The organism is Moraxella canis, assembly GCF_002014965.1.
Classification (GTDB): domain Bacteria; phylum Pseudomonadota; class Gammaproteobacteria; order Pseudomonadales; family Moraxellaceae; genus Moraxella; species Moraxella canis.
The window spans coordinates 78,205-102,495 of the sequence record NZ_MUXT01000004.1 but is presented as its reverse complement, the minus strand read 5'-3'; the positions used below and the strand labels follow the sequence as shown (position 1 = coordinate 102,495).

The 24,291-nt window shown below is 45.3% G+C and carries 22 protein-coding genes and 1 pseudogene; 13 read left to right on the top strand and 10 right to left on the bottom strand.

Translation table 11 applies throughout. From position 1 onward, the window contains the following. Positions 1 to 26 precede the first annotated feature (26 nt). From B0180_RS02860 to mnmG, 3 genes are all read right to left on the bottom strand, one after another. The gene (locus tag B0180_RS02860) at positions 27 to 485 is read right to left on the bottom strand and encodes a hemerythrin domain-containing protein (RefSeq protein ID WP_049237305.1); all 459 of its coding nucleotides are present in this window, start codon (positions 483 to 485) and stop codon (positions 27 to 29) included. A 213-nt stretch (positions 486 to 698) separates the two neighbouring features. Next, positions 699 to 1,670 (bottom strand): AEC family transporter, encoded by a 972-nt coding sequence (locus B0180_RS02855; RefSeq protein ID WP_338065585.1) that lies wholly within the window; start codon positions 1,668 to 1,670, stop codon positions 699 to 701. Between the two features lie 83 nt (positions 1,671 to 1,753). Continuing rightward, positions 1,754 to 3,646 (bottom strand): tRNA uridine-5-carboxymethylaminomethyl(34) synthesis enzyme MnmG, encoded by a 1,893-nt coding sequence (mnmG, locus tag B0180_RS02850; RefSeq protein WP_078255584.1) that lies wholly within the window; start codon positions 3,644 to 3,646, stop codon positions 1,754 to 1,756. A 210-nt stretch (positions 3,647 to 3,856) separates the two neighbouring features. Between mnmG and B0180_RS02845 the strand changes: the two genes are divergently transcribed. From B0180_RS02845 to B0180_RS02805, 9 genes are all read left to right on the top strand, one after another. Continuing rightward, positions 3,857 to 4,045 carry an NF038104 family lipoprotein gene (locus B0180_RS02845; RefSeq protein ID WP_049237309.1) on the top strand — a complete coding sequence of 63 codons (189 nt, stop codon included), beginning with the start codon at positions 3,857 to 3,859 and terminating at the stop codon, positions 4,043 to 4,045. Between the two features lie 177 nt (positions 4,046 to 4,222). After that, the gene (rplM, locus tag B0180_RS02840) at positions 4,223 to 4,654 is read left to right on the top strand and encodes a 50S ribosomal protein L13 (RefSeq protein WP_049237311.1); all 432 of its coding nucleotides are present in this window, start codon (positions 4,223 to 4,225) and stop codon (positions 4,652 to 4,654) included. A 9-nt stretch (positions 4,655 to 4,663) separates the two neighbouring features. Continuing rightward, positions 4,664 to 5,050, top strand: coding sequence for a 30S ribosomal protein S9 (rpsI, locus tag B0180_RS02835; RefSeq protein WP_049237313.1), 387 nt, complete (start codon positions 4,664 to 4,666; stop codon positions 5,048 to 5,050). A 519-nt stretch (positions 5,051 to 5,569) separates the two neighbouring features. Next, positions 5,570 to 6,154, top strand: coding sequence for a ubiquinol-cytochrome c reductase iron-sulfur subunit (gene petA / locus B0180_RS02830; RefSeq protein WP_049237314.1), 585 nt, complete (start codon positions 5,570 to 5,572; stop codon positions 6,152 to 6,154). 23 nt (positions 6,155 to 6,177) lie between these two features. Then, on the top strand, positions 6,178 to 7,383 hold the full coding sequence (locus B0180_RS02825) for a cytochrome b (RefSeq protein WP_192831309.1): 1,206 nt from the start codon (positions 6,178 to 6,180) through the stop codon (positions 7,381 to 7,383). After that, positions 7,383 to 8,108 (top strand): cytochrome c1, encoded by a 726-nt coding sequence (locus B0180_RS02820; protein ID WP_078255583.1) that lies wholly within the window; start codon positions 7,383 to 7,385, stop codon positions 8,106 to 8,108. Before B0180_RS02825 ends, B0180_RS02820 begins: the two co-directional genes overlap by 1 nt. A 140-nt stretch (positions 8,109 to 8,248) precedes the next feature. Beyond that, a complete protein-coding gene (locus B0180_RS02815; RefSeq protein ID WP_078255582.1) occupies positions 8,249 to 8,872 on the top strand; it encodes a glutathione S-transferase N-terminal domain-containing protein in 624 nt (207 codons plus the stop codon). Between the two features lie 2 nt (positions 8,873 to 8,874). Beyond that, positions 8,875 to 9,267: a ClpXP protease specificity-enhancing factor gene (locus tag B0180_RS02810; RefSeq protein WP_078255581.1), complete on the top strand. Its 393-nt coding sequence runs from the start codon at positions 8,875 to 8,877 to the stop codon at positions 9,265 to 9,267. A 3-nt stretch (positions 9,268 to 9,270) separates the two neighbouring features. Then, a complete protein-coding gene (locus B0180_RS02805; protein ID WP_078255580.1) occupies positions 9,271 to 10,065 on the top strand; it encodes an NRDE family protein in 795 nt (264 codons plus the stop codon). Positions 10,066 to 10,115: 50 nt separating this feature from the next. Here B0180_RS02805 and clpB read toward each other — a convergent pair whose 3' ends face one another. From clpB to B0180_RS02770, 7 genes are all read right to left on the bottom strand, one after another. Continuing rightward, positions 10,116 to 12,692 (bottom strand): ATP-dependent chaperone ClpB, encoded by a 2,577-nt coding sequence (clpB, locus tag B0180_RS02800; RefSeq protein ID WP_078255579.1) that lies wholly within the window; start codon positions 12,690 to 12,692, stop codon positions 10,116 to 10,118. 315 nt (positions 12,693 to 13,007) lie between these two features. Beyond that, entirely contained in the window at positions 13,008 to 13,889 is an 882-nt protein-coding gene (gene purU / locus B0180_RS02795) for a formyltetrahydrofolate deformylase (RefSeq protein WP_078255578.1), read from the bottom strand. A gap of 191 nt (positions 13,890 to 14,080) precedes the next feature. Further along, positions 14,081 to 14,875 carry an ABC transporter ATP-binding protein gene (locus B0180_RS02790; RefSeq protein ID WP_078255577.1) on the bottom strand — a complete coding sequence of 265 codons (795 nt, stop codon included), beginning with the start codon at positions 14,873 to 14,875 and terminating at the stop codon, positions 14,081 to 14,083. 10 nt (positions 14,876 to 14,885) lie between these two features. Then, positions 14,886 to 15,779: an ABC transporter permease gene (locus tag B0180_RS02785; protein WP_049237327.1), complete on the bottom strand. Its 894-nt coding sequence runs from the start codon at positions 15,777 to 15,779 to the stop codon at positions 14,886 to 14,888. A 197-nt stretch (positions 15,780 to 15,976) separates the two neighbouring features. Then, positions 15,977 to 16,975 (bottom strand): ABC transporter substrate-binding protein, encoded by a 999-nt coding sequence (locus B0180_RS02780; protein WP_078255576.1) that lies wholly within the window; start codon positions 16,973 to 16,975, stop codon positions 15,977 to 15,979. A 230-nt stretch (positions 16,976 to 17,205) separates the two neighbouring features. Next, positions 17,206 to 18,267 (bottom strand): ABC transporter substrate-binding protein, encoded by a 1,062-nt coding sequence (locus tag B0180_RS02775; protein WP_078255575.1) that lies wholly within the window; start codon positions 18,265 to 18,267, stop codon positions 17,206 to 17,208. 177 nt (positions 18,268 to 18,444) lie between these two features. Beyond that, positions 18,445 to 19,419 (bottom strand): single stranded DNA-binding domain-containing protein, encoded by a 975-nt coding sequence (locus B0180_RS02770; protein ID WP_078255574.1) that lies wholly within the window; start codon positions 19,417 to 19,419, stop codon positions 18,445 to 18,447. Positions 19,420 to 19,423: 4 nt separating this feature from the next. Between B0180_RS02770 and B0180_RS02765 the strand changes: the two are divergent. From B0180_RS02765 to B0180_RS02750, 4 genes and pseudogenes are all read left to right on the top strand, one after another. After that, a pseudogene (locus tag B0180_RS02765) lies at positions 19,424 to 20,364 on the top strand (methyltransferase domain-containing protein). A gap of 96 nt (positions 20,365 to 20,460) precedes the next feature. After that, positions 20,461 to 21,957: an MBOAT family O-acyltransferase gene (locus tag B0180_RS02760; RefSeq protein WP_276526505.1), complete on the top strand. Its 1,497-nt coding sequence runs from the start codon at positions 20,461 to 20,463 to the stop codon at positions 21,955 to 21,957. Further along, on the top strand, positions 21,944 to 23,038 hold the full coding sequence (locus B0180_RS02755) for an SGNH/GDSL hydrolase family protein (RefSeq protein WP_078255573.1): 1,095 nt from the start codon (positions 21,944 to 21,946) through the stop codon (positions 23,036 to 23,038). The genes B0180_RS02760 and B0180_RS02755 overlap by 14 nt, the downstream gene beginning before the upstream one ends. Before the next feature lie 18 nt (positions 23,039 to 23,056). Beyond that, a complete protein-coding gene (locus tag B0180_RS02750) occupies positions 23,057 to 24,268 on the top strand; it encodes a GDSL-type esterase/lipase family protein (RefSeq protein WP_078255572.1) in 1,212 nt (403 codons plus the stop codon). Positions 24,269 to 24,291: the final 23 nt, after the last annotated feature.

Genomic DNA, 24,291 nt, shown 5'->3' with positions numbered 1-24,291 from the left:
AATATCTGCTATGTTAAGTGTGATCATCAGTCATTATTGCGCTCAAAATGACTGTGTTCGACTTCATACAATGCGCCCAATCGCTCTTGCTGCTCTTCATCCAATAGCTTTCTGGCTTGAATAAAAAACTCGCCTTCTTCTTCTTTTAAATGATGTCTAACTTCATGAATCAAGTCATGGCACGTTTCTTTCCAAGTATCATCACTGATGCGACCATCATTTAGCTTATGCATCATCTCATCCATCTCATGATGCTCAGAGATCGCATGACGAGACAAATCGAGCCCTTCATCATATTGCATGACAGGGGCATAAAGATGACGCTCTTCGGCAGCGGCGTGAGCTTGTAGCTCAATTTCAAGTTCAGGATATGCCTTTTTGGCGGCATCAAGATCGGAATCTAGCAGCGATTCAATATTATCACACAGTTTACGCTGTACATCGTGTGATACGATTAGGGCTTGGAAAATATCATTTTGGCTCATCATAACATCCTTATAGTTATTTGGCTCAATGCTCAAAAGGCATCAGCTTGGGTGTGTTTAATAGATTACATTACAGAGTTTAATACATGACGATAGCCATCGTTTTAGCATCTCATCATTACTTGGCTTTATAATAACAAGTTCGCCTAAAATTATTAACCCTGATTTGTAGTGATTATGCTACAGTTTGTATGCACAGGTAAAATGATACATCTAAACCCAACCAAGCGCCCTTAAAAACGCCATGCCGATCGCCATGCCAATCATCCCAAAGACTGTCGTAAATCCCAAAATATTTGCCGCCAAAACATCATTACCGCCCATCGCCTTTGCCATCACATAACTTGCAGCGGCTACTGGACTTGCCACCATTAAAAATAATACCCCAAAATGCAAAGGCGGCAGTTTCATCAGCACACCCACTAAAACAGTTAAAATAGGCGCCACAATAATTCGCCCAATGCTTGCCTGCATTGATAATCCAGATAAGCTCATCATCGATTTGACATCCAGCGTGGCGCCAGCACAAATCAGCGCAAGCGGCAAGGCGACCGCGCCAAGTAGCGCCCCTGTTTTATTGATAAATTCTGGCAGCATAGGCAAATCAAGCGCTTTATATAAAAAAGCAGACACCAAAGCAATGATCAGTGGATTTTTGATGATTTTGATTAAAATACTTTTGGCTTGCGTGAACAATCCGCCCGTGTTTTGAGTGGTGCGTGACAGCGTGATGACCGCCAAGATATTATATAAAATGGTGATAACGCCCATATAGACTGCACCCACGCCCAAGCCTTCGCTGCCATAAGCGTTAGAAACGGTTGCAAGGCTGATGATTGCCATATTTGAGCGAAAAACGCCTTGAACGAAGACGCCTTTGTCTTTGGGATCGCTGATAAAAAATTTGGCGTAAATTTCCGCCAAAAAAAACAGTGTAAAAGTCGTGATAAATCCTGCTAACAACAGCTTAGACTGCGCCAAAATCTGCACATCGCTTTTTAGGACACTAAAGAATAACAAGCAAGGCAAGCAATAATTAAACACCATGTTCGATGCCACTTCGATGAAATTTGCATTCACCACGTCGCGCCGCTGCATACCGTACCCCAAAGTCATCAAAGCAAGGTTTGGAAAGACAATGACAAATGCAAAACCAATGGCAGCAAATAACTCTTGAGCACTCACAGTGTTAGCCTCACGCGTTGTTTTGTATATTAATTTAAATGAATGGCTAACAAAATACAACCATTCATTTGATCAAAGACCTGTTAGCGCTTCATCGCAGCTTTTTGTTTTTTAAGGGTCATGGCAAGCAAATTGATCGCGGCAGGCGTAACGCCGCTGATACGGCTTGCTTGACCCAATGTCGCTGGTCGCACCTGTGAGAGTTTTTGGACAATCTCATTAGACAAACCCGACACGCCCACATAATCAAAATCAAGGGGCAGCGCTGTGTTTTCAAGGCGTTTCATCTGCTCAATTTCTTCATTTTGACGATCAATATAGCCTGCATATTTGACGCCAATTTCAATCTGCTCACCCACTTCGGCGCTCACTTGACTGTCAGATACCAAAGCAATGTCAGAAAAATTAATAGTAGGACGCTTAAGCAAATCCAGCAATGAATTTTCTTTGGTCAAAACTTCGCCTGTATTAGCCATAAACTCTTTACCGATGGCATTGTTTGGTGCTGCCCAAATGTCTTTTAGGCGCGCAGTTTCTGTGGCGATGGCGTCCATTTTTTGATTAAATTTATCCCAGCGCTCATCATCAACAAGACCAAGCTTGCGCCCGATGGCAGTTAGGCGCTCATCAGCGTTGTCTTCGCGCAAAAGCAGGCGATGCTCAGCACGGCTGGTGAACATCCGATAAGGTTCTTTGGTGCCATGAGTAATCAAATCATCCACCAGCACGCCCAAATAAGCCTCATGACGCTGCGGGATCCATTCTTCTTGATTGGTTGCTTGACGCGCGGCATTTAGTCCAGCCAGCAACCCTTGAGCGGCAGCTTCTTCATAGCCCGTGGTACCATTGATTTGACCTGCAAAATACAAAGCATCAATCGACTTGGTCTCCAAAGTCGGTTTTAGATTTTGTGGATCAAAATAATCATATTCAATGGCATAGCCTGGACGCGTGATGTGCGCATTTTCAAGCCCTTTCATACTATGAATAAAATCAACCTGAACATCAAATGGCAAACTGGTCGAGATGCCATTTGGGTATAATTCATGCGTCGTAAGCCCCTCTGGCTCAATAAAAATTTGATGGCTGTCTTTATCAGCAAAACGGTGAATCTTATCTTCGATACTTGGACAATAACGAGGTCCAACACCTTCAATTTTACCGCTGAACATGGGGCTGCGATCAAGATTGGCACGGATAATATCATGCGTGCGTTTATTGGTATGAGTGATATAGCAGTTAATTTGGGTCGGATGCATTGATACATCACCCATATAGCTCATGACAGGCAGCGGCGTATCACCTGGCTGCGGCGTCATCACGCTAAAATCCACCGTTCTTGCATCAATGCGCGCCGGCGTACCAGTTTTTAGGCGTCCCACCGGCAGCTTGAGCTCACGCAAGCGATCCGCCAAGCGAATCGACGGCATATCCCCCGCTCTACCCCCACTTTGGCTGTCTAAGCCAACATGAATCACACCACCCAAAAATGTCCCTGATGTCAGCACCACGGCACGCGCACCGATCCGCACACCCGATGCCGTCACCACCGCCACTGCTTTACCATTTTCAATAATAATATCGTCCACAGGCTGCTGAAATAGATCAAGATTAGGCTGATTTTCAAGCGTATGCCGAATGGCAGCCTTATATAAGATACGATCCGCTTGCGCGCGCGTGGCTCTGACCGCCGCCCCTTTTCGACTATTGAGCACCCGAAATTGAATGCCTGCCTTATCTGTCGCCAGTGCCATTGCACCGCCCAAGGCATCAACTTCACGCACCAAATGCGACTTACCGATCCCACCAATGGCAGGATTGCAGCTCATCTGCCCCAAAGTCTCAATATTATGCGTCACAAGCAAAGTCTGTGCGCCAGTTCGAGCTGCCGCCAATGCAGCTTCAGTGCCTGCATGACCACCGCCAATGACGATGACATCATAAGTTTTGGGATAATTATAAGTGGTTGCATTCATGGGCTTTTTTCCGATAGACTTGCTTTAATAGGCAAAATCAGTGATTTGATAAAAACTTGCTATTTTAACACAATTTAGGCGATAATTTCACAAAATCAATGATGCCAAGCCGCTTAAATTTCAAGATTTACTTAAATTAGCCAAACATCTCTTGCTAAATACGCTCGAAACATTTAATATATTAAGCGATTCATGTAAGCCGATCATTCTATGAAATTTTTTCCTATATTAGCCATGCTCATGACTTGCACCTTACTGAGCGCCTGCGTTCATAAAGTTGTGACTGTACCCACCAAAATTGCCTATAAGACAACCAAAGGTGTTGTGAAAGGCACTGTCGCCGTCGGTAAAGCAATCATCCCAGGTGATAGCGACGATAAAAAAGATAAGAAAAAATAACCATCGAATCGGCTAAAAACTCTCAAATAACGCTTGCATATCGCCATGGTAATTTGGTATAATGGCGGCTGTTTTTTGAGAGCCCTTCGTTTCCCCAACTCTAAAAACAAGTAAAATCAAGCTTAGGCTTGACATTTTTATTTGTATTACTCTCAAACTCAACTAAATAGGTTTTATATGACTACTACTATCAGTGCCAAACCCGCTGAAGTTGTACATGACTGGTATGTCGTGGACGCTGAAGGCAAAACTCTAGGTCGCCTAGCTTCTGAGATTGCTTCTCGTCTTCGTGGCAAGCATAAGCCATCGTACACTCCACACGTTGATACAGGCGATTATATCGTTGTCATCAATGCTGACAAGATTGCTGTCACTGGCAAAAAAGCTCAGGATAAAAAATATTATCGTCATACTGGTTATCCAGGCGGTATTAAAGAAACTAACTTCACCAAACTTCTTGCACACAAGCCTGAAGATGTGTTGTTTAAAGCTGTTAAAGGCATGCTTCCAAAGGGTCCTTTGGGCTATGCAATGATCAAAAAGCTAAAACTGTATGCAGGTACTGAACATCCACATGCAGCTCAGCAACCAAAAGCATTAGACATCTAAGGAGACATTATGGAACGCAATTACGGCACTGGTCGCCGCAAAACTTCTACCGCTCGTGTCTTCTTGTCAAAAGGCACAGGTAATATCGTTGTTAATGGCAAATCATTGGACGAATATTTTGGTCGTGAAACTTCCCGCATGGTTGTTCGTCAGCCTCTAGAGCTACTTGAACTGACTGACAGCGTTGATCTTTATATCACTGTTGTTGGCGGCGGTATCAATGGTCAAGCAGGTGCAATCCGTCACGGTATTACTCGTGCATTGATTGAGTCTGACGAAAGCCACAAGCCTGCACTTAAAGCAGCTGGCTTCGTGACTCGTGATGCTCGTGAAGTTGAACGTAAAAAATTGGGTCTGCGCAAAGCACGTCGCCGTCCACAATTCTCAAAACGTTAATTCACACTTATCGTTTCGAAAAAACTCTCGATTTATCGAGAGTTTTTTTATGGTTATTTTTTATCAGCTGATCGAGTCAGTCAGAGTGGCAGGTCAAATAATTGCAACTCTATATCAGTACCCCTATTAAGCTTCATGCGTGCTAAATTTACGAACGATGAGTTGAAACATTTGCAAATTTTTGAGTGTTTTATCAGCTTTAGTGCAGAAAAAATTTTTAAAATATGGTAACATTATAGAGATAATTTTTTTACGAAAATTTTAAACATATTAGCTTTTCAAACACCTTTTATAAGCTAGTATTTTATAAAAACACATTTTCGTTAAATCACTCAATTTTTTTGCGAATTTTTTGCCAACTTTGTAAGAGAATAATTTATTTTATTACAAAAATAGCTTAAAATAGTCATATTTAGCAAAAATAGGCACAGCAAATGTGGCAAATTTAATAAAAGTGTTTTATTATAGCCACACACCCAGTATGGGAATATTCCCATTCTTTTTCTGGAGGAAGTTTTAATGAGCCATGCCGAAGGCGTGAATGTTAAACGCCGTAGAGTCCTAATCGCAACCACAGCTGCCATTGGAGCGGTTGGTGTTGGTGCGATTGCCACCCCATTTGTGCGCTCTTGGTATCCAAGCGCCAAAGCGGAAGCTGCAGGTGCCGCTGTCGTTCAAGACATTTCAGGCATTGAAAACGGTCAAATGATCACCGTTAAATATCGCGGTAAGCCCATCTTTGTTGTTAGACGTACTGAAGAAATGGTGGCAAACCTAAGCAAAGTAACCCCAAAATTAAGCGATCCAAATTCTGAGGCTTCAATCCAGCCTGAAGAGTGCAAAAACGAAACGCGCTCCCTGCAGCCAGAACTTTTGGTAGTGGAAGGTGTGTGTACGCATCTTGGCTGCGCACCGACTTACCGTCCTGAAGTCGGCGCGGCAGATTTGGGTGGTGCTGATTGGTTTGGTGGTTTCTTCTGTCCTTGTCATGGATCGCTATACGACCTAGCAGGACGCGTTTATAGTGGCGTACCCGCCCCTACGAACTTACCCGTGCCAATTTATAGCGTCGATGGCACCATCTTGACCGTTGGGGAGGTTTAATCATGAGTATTGCTAAGAAGTTTATGAGCTGGGTAGACGCACGCTATCCTGCCACAGAAACTTATGAATACCATATGTCCAAGTATTATGCACCAAAAAATTTCAACTTTTGGTATTTTTTTGGTGTTTTATCAATGATTGTTTTGGTCAATCAGTTGGTAACAGGTATTTGGCTAACCATGATGTTCAACCCAAGCGCTGAAGGCGCATTTGCATCGCTTGAATATATCATGCGTGATGTAAAAGGCGGTTGGCTCATTCGTTATATGCACTCCACAGGTGCATCGGCATTCTTTATCGTTGTTTATTTACATATGTTCCGTGGTTTATTGTACGGCTCATATAAAAAACCACGCGAGCTTGTTTGGCTGATCGGTATGGGTATCTACCTATGCTTGATGGCTGAAGGCTTCTTTGGTTACCTACTACCATGGGGTAATATGTCATATTGGGGTGCTCAGGTGATCTTGAACCTACCAGCTGCCATTCCATTCATTGGCGATGCCCTGGCTGAGTGGGTTCGTGGTGACTATCTGATCTCTGGTATTACGCTAAACCGTTTCTTTGCCCTTCACGTTGTCGCCATTCCATTGGTTTTGGTTGGCTTAGTATTCATGCACTTGGTTGCACTACACCATGTCGGTTCGAACAACCCAGACGGCATTGATATTAAAAAGCTAAAAGATAAAAACGGCGTGCCGTTAGATGGCGTTCCATTCCATCCATACTACACTGTACACGATATGGTTGGTATTGTTGTGTTCTTCATCTTCTTCTTTGCGGTTGTGTTCTTTGTACCTGAAGGTGGTGGCTACTTCCTAGAAAAACCAAACTTTGAAGCTGCAAACGCCCTGAAAACGCCGCCACACATTGCGCCTGTATGGTATTATATGCCATTCTATGCGATCTTGCGCGCGGTACCGCATAAGCTAGGTGGTGTCATCGCTATGGGTGCTGCAATTGCCGTATTGTTCGTGCTGCCATGGTTAGATCGTTCGCCAGTACGCTCAATTCGTTATAAAGGCATTTTGTCAAAAATTGCATTGGCGATCTTTGTTGTAAGCTTCATCATTCTAGGCTACTTGGGCGGTACAGCTTCAACACCAACAGCTACCATCGTGGGTCGTATCTGTACAGTCCTATACTTCTTGTACTTCTTATTGATGCCATTTTATACATCAATTGAGAAATGCAAACAACCACCTGAACGTGTTACCGGAGGTCATTAATGAAAGCGCTTAATTCACTTGTAAAATTTGGTGCAGGCGCTGTGTTAGCAACAGTTGGTGCTTTTGCAAGCACCAACGCAATGGCTGCCGGTGCACAAGGTTGTGGTGAATATACTGAAGCCGATGGCACTGTGGTAACATTAGAATGTAGCACAGCACCGATCGATCTTACGAATAAAGGTTCTTTGCAGCGTGGCGCTGCCATGTTTATGAACTACTGCGTCGGCTGCCACTCAGCTCAATATGTCCGCCACTCTAGAATCGCTCAAGATCTTGAGATTCCACCTGAATTGGTTGAGAAATATTTGCTTGTCAGCAGCGATGCCATTGGTGATCACATCAACGCTGGTATCGATCCAGAATTACAAGGTCAATGGTTTGGTGCTGCACCACCTGATTTATCGCTAGAAACTCGTCTGCGTGGTGATGACTGGGTTTATACCTATCTATTGTCATTTTACGAAGATCCAAGCCGCCCTTGGGGTGCAAACAACCTAGTACTTGCAAACGCTGCAATGCCTCACGTTCTTCATAACCTGCAAGAAGAGCTGGGTAAAGAAGAATATGAAGCGCGCGTTGGCGATTTGGTTAACTTTATGGCATGGATGGCTGAACCTGTCCGCCATGATCGTAAAGTGTATGGCGCCTTTGTGATTTTGTTCTTATTGATTTTATTGATTCCAGTTTATCTGCTTAATAAAGAATTCTGGAAAGACGTCAAATAAAATCCTCCAAAAAAAAGACCGAATCGTTTCGGTCTTTTTTTATTTTTTATTGATTGATGATTTTATGTCTGAGCACATAATTTCACACTTCAAGCAAAAATTTTGATACACTAAGAGGCTCATTTATATCATCGCTACGCATGGCAAATTTACCTCATCTTTCTTTAACACAGTTTGTTCTTTATGCTGATCATGGAATTAACAGCCATATCGTACGGCTACTGCTTGAAGAAAAACGCTTGAATTATGAAACTGTGCTCATTGATGAGGACCGCCCTGAAGAGCTGATTGAGCTAAACCCTTATCATACCCTCCCCATCTTGGTCAATCGAGACATTTCATTGTATGAGCATAATGTCATCTTTGAATATCTTGAGGAGCGTCATCAAGTCCCACGCCTCATGCCTGATGCACCAAGCGAACGCGCCAAAGTGCGCCAATTGGCATGGCGACTCCAAAAAGACTGGTTAAAGCATGGCTATACCCTACTGACCCATCCTGACAGTTTTGATGTTCAAGCTGCCACAGCCGCCAGAAAGTCATTGAGTGATTCACTGGTAACGATTGCGCCACTATTTGGGCATAAGCCTTATTTTATGTCGGATACTTTTGGATGGTGTGATGTGTTATTATTGCCGCTACTTTGGCGGCTGCCTAAGATGGGCATTGAGCTTCCCGCGCATCTAATACGCCCACTGATAGAATATCAAGAGCGCCAATTTGCCAGACCAAGCTTTATTAATAGTATTTCTTTTAAGGAATGATTATGACACCAAAACGCCCTTATATCGTACGCGCTTTTCATGAATGGATGGAAGATAACGATTTCACCCCTTATCTCATGATTGATGCGACACATGAAGATGTTGTCGCACCACTTGAGTACGCCCAAGACGGTCGCTTGGTACTGGCTGCGTCTTATCAAGCCACGCATAACCTGCAAATTCATAATGACGCCATCAGTTTTGCTGCCAGATTTGGTGGCATATCTCAAGATGTCTGGATCCCTATGGCAGCTTTGATGGCAATATATGCCAAAGAAGACCCTGAACATGGCGCATTTTTTGATCCTGCTGAATATGCCGACCAACAATCGCCTAAAACCGACACCGAAACTCAGCCCACCTCAAAAGGCTCAACTCTAAGAGTATTGGACTAATTAATGTGCATTGCTGCTTTGGCTTGGCAGACGCTGCCTGATACGCCGCTGTTATTAATCTCAAATCGAGATGAATTTTATGAGCGTCCGACCTTGCCACTACACGCCTGTGATGGCATCATTGCCGGACGCGATAAGCAGGCAGGTGGTACTTGGATGGGTGTAACCCTATCAGGTCGCTGGGCGATTTTGACCAATTTTCGTGATGGGCAAGACAAAAGACAGTATGCGACCTCGCGTGGCACATTGGTTCAAACCTATCTTGAATCACAGATGCCGCCATTACGATTTTTGGAAGACTTAAAGTCATCGCAAACAGACTTTGCAGGGTTTAATCTCATCGTCGGCGACCGCACTCAAGCTGCCTATATGAGCAACAAAGGTGTAGCGCCGATCGTACTGGCAGCTGGCGTGTACACTTTATCAAATGGTCTGATCAGTGATGAATGGTTCAAGTGCGCGCGTTTAAGGATGCGCTTTTGTCAAGAAATTCTACCTTTGTTTAATGAAAAGCTTGGCTTTGATAATCTGATCATCACGCCAGAGCTGAGCCAAGCTGTGTGGCAAGTGCTTGAAGATACACAAAAAGCTGAAGATGACCAACTGCCCAATACAGGCGTAGATCTACCCTTGGAGCGGCTATTGTCCAGTATTTTTATTCAAAGTTCAAATTACGGTACACGGGTTTCAAATTTACTCTGTCTTCAAAACCATCATCTGGCTTGGCAAGAAAAACAGCAGCAGGGTGAGCAGATGGGTCAAATCTTTTCATGGTTTGGTCATTTAAAGCACAAATAAAAACCATCGACAGTTTGCCGATGGTTTTTGATGATAAGATCGGATGAAAATCAGCTATAACGCAGCTTATTAAAAGCAAACTGATCATTTAGCCACTCAACAGAGATGGTATCCCCTGCGACGAACTCGCCAGAGAGTAAAAGCTGCGCCAACGGATTTTCAATCTCTTGCTGAATCGCGCGCTTCAATGGGCGAGCACCAAAGACAGGATCATAACCCACTGCCACCAAATGACTCATCGCTTCATCACTCACACTGAGGCCAAGCTCACGCTCTTTAAGGCGCGCGCGCAGACGATCAAGCTGAATCTCGGCAATGCCCGTCATTTGATCCGCACCCAAGCCATGGAATACGACGATCTCATCAATACGGTTAATAAATTCTGGCCTAAAGTGACCTGTTACCGAAGTCATCACAGCAGCCTTAATGTCTTCATAAGGCGCATCTGCCATCTCATGAATCGCATGACTGCCCAAGTTACTGGTCATGATAATAACCGTATTTTTAAAGTTCACCACGCGACCTTGACTGTCGGTTAAGCGACCATCGTCAAGCACCTGCAGCAGGATATTAAAGACATCTGGATGTGCTTTTTCAATCTCATCAAAGAGTACAACACTGTACGGCTTGCGGCGTACCGCTTCGGTCAGTACACCCCCTTCTTCATAACCTACATAGCCTGGAGGTGCACCCACCAAGCGTGAGACGCTGTGCTTTTCCATATACTCACTCATGTCAATGCGAACCATTGCATCTTCAGAGTCGAACAAGAAATTTGCCAGTGCCTTGGTCAGCTCGGTCTTACCCACGCCTGTCGGTCCCAAGAATAAGAAAGAACCGCTTGGCTTATTAGGATCCGACAAGCCCGAACGGCTGCGTCGCACCGCATTTGATACCGCTGTCACTGCCTCATTCTGACCGATGACGCGTTCATGTAGCACCTCTTCCATCGCCAGCAGTTTATTGCGTTCACCTTGAAGCATTTTGGCAACAGGAATGCCAGTTGCTGCAGAGACCACCTCGGCGATTTCGTTATCAGTGACTTTATTGCGAAGCAGCTTAGGCGCGTGCTCTGTTTCGTCCAGCTGCTCTTCTGCCAATTGCTTTTCAAGCTCAATGATCTCACCATATTGTAGCTGTGAAGCGCGGGCATAATCCCCTTCACGCAACGCCTTTTCTAATGTCACGCGCGCGGTGTCTAGCTTAGCTTGAAGCTGCTTACTTTTTTCAACACCTGCTTTTTCAGCTTTCCAAACCTCTTCAAGCTCACTGTATTGCTTTTGCGCTTCGTCAATTTGCTGCTCAAGTGATTTGACTTGCGATTTTGCACCAGCATCTTCTTCATTTTTCACAGCTTCTAGCTGCATTTTTAGCTGAATGATGCGGCGATCTAGCTTATCTAGACTTTCAGGCTTGCTATCAAGCTCCATTTTGATACGGCTGGCAGCTTCGTCAATCAAGTCAATCGCCTTATCCGGCAGCTGACGATCGGTGATGTAGCGATGGCTCATCTTGGCAGCAGCGATGATGGCTGAATCCATGATTTTGACGCCATGATGTAGCTCATAACGCTCTTTTAGACCGCGTAAAATGGCAATGGTGTCCTCAACACTTGGCTCATCCACCAAGACTTTTTGGAAGCGGCGCTCAAGCGCTGGGTCTTTTTCGATATATTGACGATACTCATCCAAAGTCGTTGCCCCCACGCAGCGCAGCTCACCGCGAGCAAGCGCAGGCTTGAGCATATTACCAGCATCCATCGCACCACTGGTCTTGCCAGCGCCCACCATGGTGTGTAGCTCATCAATGAACAAAATGACATTGCCGTCTTGTTTGGCAAGCTCGTTTAGTACTGCTTTTAGGCGCTCCTCAAACTCACCATGATATTTAGCCCCAGCAATCAAAGACCCCATATCTAGCGATAGCACGCTTTTATTTCTTAGACTCTCAGGCACCTCACCATTGACGATACGCTGTGCAAGCCCTTCGACGATGGCAGTTTTACCGACACCTGCCTCACCGATGAGCACTGGGTTATTTTTGGTGCGGCGAGACAGCACCTGTACGGTACGGCGGATTTCGTCATCACGCCCAATCACAGGATCAAGCTTCCCTGCCAGCGCGCGCTCGGTGAGATTGATGGTATATTTATCTAATGCTTGGCGGTTTTGTTCGCTATTTTGATCAGTCACAGTCTCATCTCCTCGAATATTTGTAATTATCGTTTGTAAATTTTGGGCAGTAATGCCTGCCGACACAAAGGCTTTATTGAGTGATTTATCTTCAAAAAGTGCCAAAATCAGCCACTCAATCGGCACAAATTCATCACCTGCTTTGGCGGCATAATTTTCTGTCGCCTGTAAGACTTTAGCAGTATCAGGTGATAAATTCACTTGACCTGTGGGCTGATTGATCACCGCTTGATGGGAAAGCAGAACCTCAATTTCATCTGTTAGCCGAGCTAAATTTGCACCACTTGCCTCAATGATAGACGCTGCAGTGTTATTATCAGCCACAGCACTCAGCAGATGCACAGGGGCAATCGCGGTATGGTTATGCCCAAGACTGCTTTGCTGCGCCCCACGTATGATCTCCTGCAGCGTTCGAGTATATTTTTCAAAATTCATATTATTATCCTTGAATACGATCATTCACATGATATATTCATTAAGATTTATTAACGATCAAATCTCAATAAATATACATTGCATTGTTAGCTGTTATATGGTAGGCAGTCTTAAATTTTTCAATAGTGGATTAAAGTTATCCACAACTATTTTTATAAGTTACTGATTTTATTGTAATAATAATTTTTTAAACTACTAGCTTCACTTACGAAAATACCATCGCATGACATTCATTAAATTAACCAAAATACATTTTCTTAATAATAAAAAAACAGGGTCAATAAATTGCCCTGTTAAGATGATGGTATGCGCCGCTTAATCAAACACGATCGTTTTTGCGCCATCGATGATGACGCGATCCTCCAGATGCCATCTGACTGCGCGAGCGAGCACATCGCGCTCAATATCACGCCCAAGCTCTCGTAGATCACTGACATTAAATGCGTGGCTGACACGTGCCACGCCTTGCTCAATGATCGGTCCTTGGTCAAGCTCACTGGTCACATAGTGCGCGGTGGCGCCGATCAGTTTTACCCCTTTGTCAAAGGCTTGCTTGTACGGATTGGCGCCCACAAAAGCTGGCAAAAAAGAATGATGGATATTAATGATCTTACCCTGCCACTTATCCACAAATGATGGGGTCAAAATCTGCATATAACGCGCCAACACCAACAGATCATTATCCGCCATCACACGGTCAATCTCATCATAGGCTGCTTGTTTATTATCTTTATCCACAGGAATATGAATAAACTCAATGCCAAATGATTCAACGGATGCGCGCAGGCTTTCGTGGTTTGAGACCACTTGCGTGATATGACAAGGCAGCGTACCGCGGCGGTAGCGCCACAATAGCTCAAGTAGCGCATGATCTTCTTTTGAAACTAAAATACCGACTTTTTTGAGTGCTTGGGTACTGGTCATTTGCCAATTCATACGGTACTGCTCTGCCACTTCTTGGGCGAAAGCCTCCTCAAGCTGATTTTTTTGGGCGACCAAGCCTCTAAGATGAAACTCCACACGCATAAAGTAACGACCACCATACGCTTCGGTCGTGTGTTGATCCAGCGAGATGATATTGGCGCCATGACGATACAAAAACCCTGAGACCGCCTGCACGATGCCTGACTGATCTTCGCAAGTCACCAACAATCGCCCGATTTCATTTTCACAGCGCAAACAATTAGCCATAGTCATTCACTCATTTGATTTATTCATTGATACGCTTAGTAAGCGCTAAGATGCGCCAATTTTATCATTGTTTACTGGCTTTTGCAGCCATCTTGTTTCTTAAATAACGAAAGCTCAGACAAAGCTGAGCTTTATTGTTGATCACTGGGCTAAGTCAAGATAGCGCCAATAGATGTGCCAATCTGCCAAATTCGCCATCAGCCCAAGATCAAGCTGTCATCTTCTACCTTTTCACGGCGAGTTCTTTCAAACATATTTAATAAGTCTTGAACGCTCATACCCTGTCTTTCATCTCCTGACACATCAAGCACTACCTGACCTTGATGCAGCATGACGGTGCGCGTGCCATGCGTGAGCGCTTGCTGCATTGAGTGCGTGACCATCATCGTGGTCAGACGCCCTTCACCGACGATTTTATCAGTCAAATCCAAAACAAAGGCGGCAGTTTTTGGGTCAAGTGCTGCTGTATGCTCATCTAGCAGCAGAATTTTTGAGGGCTGTAGGCTTGCCATCAACAGACTGACCGCCTGACGCTGACCGCCTGACAAAAGCCCCATACGGTCGGTTAAGCGGTTTTCTAATCCAAGTTTTAAGATAGATAGCTTTTCACGGAACAGCTCACGATTTTTGTTGTTTAATGCACCTGCCAAGCCGCGCACACCGCCACGCTTATAAGCCAGTGCCATATTCTCCTCAATGGTGAGCGCCTCACAGGTACCTGCCATTGGGTCCTGAAAAACGCGTGCCACTTGTTTGGCGCGCTTATGCGTCTCTAAGCGGGTGACATCTTGACCATTGATTTTGATGCTGCCACTATCGACACGCACCGCACCACTGATGGCATTTAAGAAAGTGGATTTGCCAGCGCCATTGGTGCCAATTACCGTCACAAACTCACCATCAGCAATGGATAACGACAGTCCGCGCAGCGCAGGGTTTTCGATGGGAGTGCCTGGATTAAAGGTTAGGCGCAGATCAGTAGCTTGTAACATGGTGCACTCCTTAGTGTTTTTTCAGTGAAAGCTTGGCTTTAATTTTTGGCAACATCAAAACGATGACCACAAGAAGCGCTGTGACCAAATTTAAATCTTGGGATTTAAAGCCAATTCCGCGCAGCAGCTCACTAGATAGCGCAATTTGTACAAATAAACGGTACAAAATGGCACCAATCACCACCGCCAAAGTCATCCAAAAAATCCGCTTAGCCGACAAAACCGCTTCACCAATAATCACCGCAGCCAATCCAATCACGATCGTACCGATACCCATCGACACATCAGCAAATCCTTGGGTCTGTACAAACAAAGCGCCCGATAGCGCAATCAAACCATTTGAAATCGCCATGCCAAGAATGATGATCCAGGGTGTATTGATGCCCTGAGCTTGCGCCATGCGCAGATTTGAACCTGTGGCACGCATCGACAGACCCGTTTCGGTGGTAAAGAACCAATCCAAAACCAATTTTACCACCAACACAACGCCTGCAACCACTGCCACACGCACCCAAAATCCATTACCCCCATCAATAAATGGCGTGAACACGGTCGGCTGTCCAAGTAGTGGTAAGTTTGGGGCATTCATAATCCGTAGATTGATCGAATATAAGGCGGTCATCATCAAAATACCAGCGAGTAGATGTAAAATGCCGAGCTTCACATGCAGCCAAGCCGTCATCACGCCTGCTGCCATGCCTGCTGCCATGCCAAAAACACAAGCCAGCCAAGGATTAAATCCTGCCACAATGCAAATCCCTGCAACCGCACCGCCCAATGGAAAGCTACCATCAGCGGTCAGATCAGGAAAATCCAAAATACGAAAGGAGATCAGCACGCCCAGTGCCATCAAGGCATAAATCAGACCGCTCTCCAGCGCTCCAAAAAAAGCAATCAAATTCATCGGCCATACTCGCCTAAAAAGTTAAAACACGTATTATAACAAAATCCAAGCCATCATAGGATTAAAATTCACCACAAAACAAACCCAAGCGTTACAGCGCACTGATCAGCTTGGGTTTAAACGGCGGTTAGCTTTGACTCATGACATCAGGCATCTTTTGGCATCTTTTTGACAAAAGATGCCTGTCTAATAAAGCCTTATTCAACCACTTTAGCAGCACGATCAAGCACCGCTTGCGGCAATGTCACACCCTGCTCAGCAGCATGTTTTTTACTGACATATAAGTCTAGATTTTCAGAGATATAAACAGGGATATCAGCAGGTTTTTCACCTTTTAAGATGCGTGCAATAATTTTACCAGACTCTTTACCAAGATCGGTGTAATTGACGCCCAATGCAGCGACAGCGCCGCGTTCGACAGCGTCGGTATTAGAAGCGATGAGTGGTATCTTAGCATCTTTAGCAACCTGATAAATTGCCTCATAAGCATTAGCAACCATGTTATCAGTTGAAGTATAAAACACATCTACTTTGCCAACCAGTGAATTTGCTGCTTGAGTGATATCTGTAGATTTAGAGGCTGGCGCTTCAACAATATTGATACCTAGCGGTGCTAATTTTTCTTTGAGCGTTCTAAGCACCACAGTCGAGTTTACTTCGCCTGGATTGTACACAAAGCCAACATTTTTAACATTTGGCACAAGCTCTTGGATCAGGGCAATTTGAGGCTCATAAGGCAGCGCATCTGAAGCGCCAGTGATGTTATTACCTGAGCTTTCTAGACTTCCAACCAGCTTGGCTTCAACAGGATCAGTCACCGCTGAGAATACCACAGGGATGTCTTGGGTCGCCGCTGCAATAGCCTGCGCTGAAGGTGTGGCAATGGCATAAATAAGATCAGGATTATCTGAGGTAAACTGTCTGGCGATTTGACCTGCTGTTCCCATATTGCCTTGAGCAGATTGGAAATTCACCGTCAGATTCTCACCTTCTTTAAAGCCTTCTTCAGCCAATTGATCTAGGGCACCTTGACGAGCGGCATCCAAAGCCGGATGTTCAACAATGGCGGTAATTGCCACTGTTTTGGCTTCAGTAGCCGCTGAATCGGCTTGAGCGGCGGGCTTATCACCGCCACACGCCGTCAAGGTAAGCGCTGCCAAACTTGCCCACAGCGTTGTTTTTAAAAATTTGTTCATAGCAAACTCCTGTAATGCCAAGGTAATCTCGTTAAACTGATTTGAATTAAAACTTTTGTGCAGTTTATCATACTGCAGATTATCTTGCCAAGATATTTAGTAAGATTTATTCACATAACATTAACAAAATTCCAAGAAACGATGTCAGCCGTTGATGATTGAAAAACTTGCAAACTACACCTATCAAACTGGCTGACACTCGCTCTCACTGAGTTTCGGTCAAAATGATCTTAGTTATTCGGCTGGCGCGCTGGCGTGGTATCGACATTGATGCTCTCGCCCAGTGTTGTCAAATCCACTGTCACGCCTTGATTGGCTGCGTGTTTTGGACTGATAAATAAGGTTAAAGTATTCATCACTTCAGGCTTGATGTCATTTGGAGCTTTACCATCTAATACTTGAGCGACCAATTTGGCGGTTGTCAATCCAAAGTCATAATCATTCACGCCCAACGCAGCTGTTGCACCGCGGCGCACCGAAAATTCATCTGAGGTAATCACAGGCACTTGTAGCTCGTTAGCGGCTTGAACCATCGCTTCCATCGCCGATGCCACGCCGTTATCCAGTGAAGTATAAAGAAGATCTACCTTGCCTGCTAATGAACGCGTCGCATCGCCCACATCACTGGATCGATTGGCGGGCACTTCCACCAAAGTCATGCCATATTTTGGCAAAATTTCGATCAGCTCATTTTTGACAGCGACCGAATTGGCTTCTCCAGGGCTAAACACAAATCCGATGCGCTTGGCATCAGGCTTGATTTTTTGGAATAGTTCAACTTGTGGCTCGATAGGCAGCTGACTGGACAAACCAGTAATATTAGGCTGCGAAGCTTGATGATTTTCATTTAATAATTTGGCAGCCACAGGATCAGAGACAGCCGTATAAATCAGCGGAATACTCGTGGTTGCCGCCGCCAGACTTTGGGCGCTCGGTGTCGTGATACCTACGATGGCATCAGGCGTATCCGCCACAAACTGCTTCGCGATCTGACCGACAGTCGCCATGTTGCCTTGGGCAGATTGGAAATTAACTGTCAAATTTTCACCTTCTTTATAACCCAAACTTGCCAAGCCATCGACCACGCCTAAGCGGATATCATCCAATGATGGATGCTCAACAATAGCGGTAATCGCAACGGTTTTGGCTGTTTTTTCGGTGGGTGTCTCTGAAGTGTCGGCAGGTGATTGGGTAGTTTGGGCAGGCTGGCTACATCCGACCACCGCAGCAGCGATGGCAGCGGCGGCAAACTTTGGCATTACTTGGGCGAACTTATTGCGAGCTAAAGTCATGAATCTCTCCAATATATTTTGATCGTGATAAAACAAAAACTTAAAAATCTGATCGATTGTAACATAAATTTCATAGATTGAGTATCCATTTTGGTAGCCCGTCTAAGCCGCTACAGCCATCAAAAAAACCCTTTTTGAGTGACCAAAAGGGTTTTTTTGATTTAAGATAAAAAGCGATCAGTAAGTTTCGTTTGACTCAACGATACTGATGCTGGTTTCACCATCGCTACTGGTGTTCGCTGGCGCCTGTGAGCGTGCTGGTGCTTGGGTTGGCTCGCTTGTAGCACGCTCTGTGGCGCGCTCGGTGCTCGTTTGGGTGGTTTGATTATCACGAGTGACGCGCGGCGTGCTGCTGGATGTAGAAGATTGTGCCGCTGAACTTTGCGTATTTCTTTGAGCTGTGTTGTCTGTCGATGTCTCAGTGCGCGGACGAGATGGCGGCTGCGCGCTAGGTGCCGGCTGACGCTCAATACGCGTTGTCACGCTAGGGGTATCTTGAGTGCTTGATGGCTCAGATCTTGGCGTCTCTGGCAGCCGCTCAATCGCTTGCGGACGTGCGGTGGTATTAGGCTGCGTAGATACTTGTGGCAAACTGCCTGCCGAAGCCACCAAAATATCAGCAATCAGACGAATGGCATGATGATTATTACCATACATCACCACATTCCCATTGACCATTTGATAAGTGATTTGCTTGGCGACAATCGTGCCATTATAAAGCTCAACTTGATCTTGGCTGGCGCGCTGCATTAAAGTCGCCCCTGAACGAGCAAAAGCAAATTCTGCATTTACCAAATCTTGAGGGCTGACCGTCACATGCACATCTACCATACAGCTGTCAGCAAAATTCGTGGCATTTTGGGTGGTGATTTGTAAAGTATTCAGCTGCTGACCAAGCGTGTTTTGCATAGCTAGGCTTTGGTTGGGATCTGCACCCACCATTTGGCTCATCGCTGCATTCAAAATAGACTGCTTGATGCTGTTTTGAAGATATGCCTGCATCGCTGGCGCTTGGCAAATGTCATCGATCTGCTGAACCACAGGCTCAGCCACCGTCATTTCATCATCGCGGCGGTTGTCATTACTACAACCAACCAACGCCAAAAGTGCGACGGTTGGCAGGGTCAAATATTGGATGGTAGTTTTTTTCATAAAGATGCTCATCACTCAAAAGCCGATTTATAAAAGTAAAGCACGCTGTGCTATAATACTTGATCGGCGAAAATATCCCCATTATATCACACTTCATCAGCAAATCATGCACACCGACCTTTGAGTTTGGGTGCTTTATTGTTAATTTTAATCAAGCTTACCATGACCATAACCAACGATAGAAATTTTGATGCCATCAGTGAACACTTTGCCAAAAAAGTCTATGGTGGTCTTAAAGGGCGCATACGCCTAGCGGTGCTTCACCAAGATTTGAGCGAAGCGATGGATCAGCTTGCGCTTGATCGCCCTTTGCGCATCTTAGATGTGGGTGCAGGACTGGCTCAGATCAGCCTGTCTTTGGCAAAAGATCATCATGTGACGGTCAATGACATCTCAGCCAATATGCTTGCCATGGCAAAAGATCACGCCAAATCGCTTGGCGTGGATGACAAAGTGCGGTTCATCACCTGCCCTTATCAAGCGCTGCCAGATCATTTGGCAGGCGAGCAGTTTGACATCATCTTATGTCATGCGCTACTTGAGTGGCTGGGTGAGCCTGAAAAGATCATGGCTTTTTTTGATGAGTATTTGGCGGATGGCGGGATGCTGTCTTTGTGTTTTTATAATCCTGCCAGTAAGATTTATCGAAATTTAATCATGGGAAATTTTTATCAGCTGAACACGCCCCGCCCTGCTGATGATAAAAGCCTAACGCCCAATCACCCTGTCGCACCCGACACCGTCGAAGCGTGGCTTGGGACTCATCATTATGAGATATGTATTCGCTCAGGCATTCGGGTATTTTCAGATTACGCACCCCTGAAGCGTGGTGGTCTAAATAACCCTGATGATGTGGTAGCAATGGAGCTTGAATACTCACGCCAGCTGCCTTTTCGAGCCATGGGGCGATATCTGCACACCATCGCCTTCAAAAACTCCGTCTAATCAACCAAATTCTATAAGAACAATATTTAAATCTATTAATCATTAAATCATAATATGTTAAAATAAGTGGTTTTCTTGGTTTGGTAGAATTGGGCCATGTTTTCTTTTTTGTCTTTAGAATTTGCCTTGATGTTCATTGGTTTTTTGGCGATTTATTGGCTGTTTCGCCAAGCGCCAAAATTCCAAAATTTGCTCATCGTTTTATTCAGTTATGTGATCATCTACCTGATGGCAGGCGCACTTGCGACAGGGATTTTATTTGGTTATACGATGTTTGTGTTTTTGATCACAAAAGCGATGCAAAACTCTAAAGCCAAGAAATTTTGGCTGATCTTAGGGATCGTCATCACACTGATTCAGCTCAGTGTGTTTAAATATTATGATTTTTTTCGAGAAGGGATCAAATACAGCCTTGATGCCATGCAGCTGGACTCATCAGGCGTGATGGCGAATATTATTTTTCCACTTGGTATTTCTTATTATTCTTTCCAAGCCATCAGTTACATGGTGAGCCGCTACCATAACGAGCCTGAAGTGCCGCCTTTTGGCTTTGGGGGACTGCTACAGTACTTGTCATTTTTTGGGACGATCAGTGCAGGACCGATCGCACGCACTAAGTCTGCATCAGGATTGACCGACATCGAAGGTCAGCCATGCGGCATGAGTGAGCAGATCATCAGCAGTGAGCCGCGGCGCATCTTACTTCCCACGATTGCGCTTTGCTTGATTTTATTGGCGCTCATCAAAAAATGGTGGCTGGCAGGATGGCTGGCTGATCACTGGGTCAATCCCATCTTTGCTAATCCCATGCAGTATCATAGCTTGGAAGTTTTGGTGGCGATCTATGGCTACACGCTACAGCTGTTTTTGGATTTTTCAGGCTATAGTGAGATGATGGTGGCGTTTGGGTTATTGCTTGGATTTCGGTTGCCTGTGAATTTTAAGGCGCCGCTCATCGCGCATAACATTCGTGCATTTTGGGACAGATGGCACATCAGCTTATCGACATGGATTCGTGATTATATTTATATTCCGCTGGGCGGCAGCCGCCAAGGGTTTTTTAGAACTCAAGTCAACTTATTAATCGCCATGGCTTTATCAGGCATTTGGCATGGCTCTAGTGTGAATTTTTTGCTTTGGGGTGTCTTGCATGGGCTTGCCATCATTTGGCTAAACTGCACCGACAAGCTGTATCAGCGCATCAGTGGCGTCGATACCAAGACTTCGCGCAATGCTCTGTATCGCCATAGTTGGCTTGGCAAGGTAATAGGGATTTTTGTGACGGTAAATTTTGTGGCATTTTGTTTTGTGTTTTTTCGTGCGACCAGCTGGAGCGAAGCGATGGGGATTTTTGAAGCTTTGGCGTACAATCACACGAATATCGGCTGGAGCGGCAATCCTTTATTCATGCTGTTGCTATTTATGCTCGCTTGGGTCATCTATCCCATTTATACCCAAAAAACCCACGCTTTGGTGCGTATCGGTGCGCGCCTGCCCAAGCTGATGGTGGTGAGTTTATTATTTGTCTGCTTAATGATTGTTGTTATTTTTGCCCCTGCTGGCATTCCAGGATTTATTTATGCAAACTTCTAATCAGCCAACTCACACGATCGCCCAAACCAAGCAATACCCTGAGCCTAAGCACATTCAGCTAAAGCCGCGCTCCAAGCCTTATTTTCATGGCAAAAGCTATGGCTATCTGCTGATGGTGCTGTGCCCATTTGCCCTGCTTGGCGCATGGATCATGCAGCACTCGATCAATGCCTATTATCTACAAACTTATCATAAAAGTAGCCCTCTGAGCTTACTTGATCGCTATGACGCTTGGAAAATGGGTGGCGACATTGGCGATACGCTGTATGCTTGGCATGATCACTTGACCGATCGCATTGGTCAAAAAAATCAGCAGGTCGTGGATTATTTTAATGATAATTTGGCTTATACTTCTGAATATCAGGCGATGATGACCAAAAGCGCCGAAATGCCTGCTGCGCCAATCGATCATGCAGATGCACCACAAGTCCACTCTCATTCTGCGTATGTACTGCGCCCAGGCGATCAGATTTTCTTTGCTGGCGACTCGATGATGCAAGGCGTGGCGCCCCATGTTCAGCAATACCTTCAAAAAAACCACAACATCAGCTCTGTCAATCTCGCCAAACAAAGCACAGGCTTGGCTTATCCAAGCTTGTTTAACTGGCCAAAGACCATTGATGAGACGCTCACTAATAATGCCAATATCAAGATTTTGGTGGTGTTTTTGGGTCCCAATGATCCTTGGGATATGCCTGATTTGGTCAATGGTGGTCAATTAAAATTCCAAACGCCAGAATGGGAAGCAGGCTACCGTCAGCGCATGGTCAGCATTTTGGATAGTGCCAAAAACCATGGCGTCAAAGTCATCTGGATCACCCCGCCTAACATGAAAAAACAAACGCTCAATGAGCAAATGATTTATCTTAATCAAGTCATGCAAGATGAGCTAAAGCAGCATGATGTTCTGACCATCGATGCACGTGAGCTGTTAGGCACAAGTAATGATGTTTACAATGATTATCTTGTAAAAGATGGCGAAACCATTAAAATGCGTACATCTGATGGCATTCATTTTAGCATCAAGGGACAAAAACTAATCGCCCAAGCCTTACAAGATCAGATCACCATCATACCGTAATACTCATTAGGTGAATTTATGAAACTGTTTTTTGTGTTGTCCGCTTTGGTCATGTCTATGAGCGCATCAGCAAATTATTTGACCAATTATCAAGATCCAAACACCGATCAGCTGATTCAAGCGCTCAATAACAGCCGCATTCATATCGTACAGCTGGGCGACTCGCATACCGCAGGCGACAGCATGACGGACGCGCTGCGCAGTCAGCTACAAAGTCGCTACGGCAACGGTGGCATGGGCTGGGCTATGCCAATGTATTTTAGCGGTCAGCGTATGGCACGATATGGTTATGATAATTATCAATGGACGCCCATCTCCAGTCGCCGAAATCAAAATGAAAATTATACCCTGGGCGGCTTGATCGCTAAGCCTAATTTTTCGGGCAGTACGCTCACCATCAAAGCAAAAGGCAATGAACCTTTGCAAGCCATGACGGTCAGCATTCGTCAAAGCGCAGCAGATGGCGTGCTAAGCGGTATCGATGCCGATGGTCACCGCTTCATTCTTGAAGCCCCCATTAAAGATGGGACTTGGCAGACAATGACTTTTGATGCCAAGCTGCCATTTACCCTCACAGCCGAAGGTGCGATGTCTGACACTGCCATCGGCGGATGGTGGGGTCGATCAAAACACACCTCTGGCGCGATCGTCTCATCACTTGGCATCAATGGCGCCGAGCTATCACACTGGAGCCGCTGGAATGGCTATGCCTGGCAAAAAGAATTGGGCACGATCGCACCTGAGCTGATCGTACTTGCCTATGGCACCAATGAAGCGTATAACAGCGTCAATCCCGAGCGCGTCCGCAGCGTCTTAAGTGAGCGCATCGATCAGATCCGCCATGCATCGCCAAAGTCAGCCATCATGGTTGTCTCATCGCCTGAAGCACTCAGAAGCACCTCTGGCAGCTGCGGCACTCGCCCTGCCGAGCTAAGTGCCATCCAAGAAGTTCAGCGCCAAACCGCTCAATCTAAACACACGCTGTTTTGGGATTGGCAAGCAGCCATGGGCGGCAGCTGCTCAATGAAACAATGGATGAATCGCGGTCTTGCTGCCAAAGACGGCGTCCATTTTACGCATTCAGGCTATGGGCAGCTAGGCACTTTGATGGCAGAAGATATTATCTCATTGGCATTGACGACCTTGAAGCCAAGCCAAATCAATACGCCCCTGACGCAGCCTGTGAGCACGCCATCGGTTTCGACGACACGCAGTGTTTATCAACAATAATTTTTCTCATTTATCATAGCAAG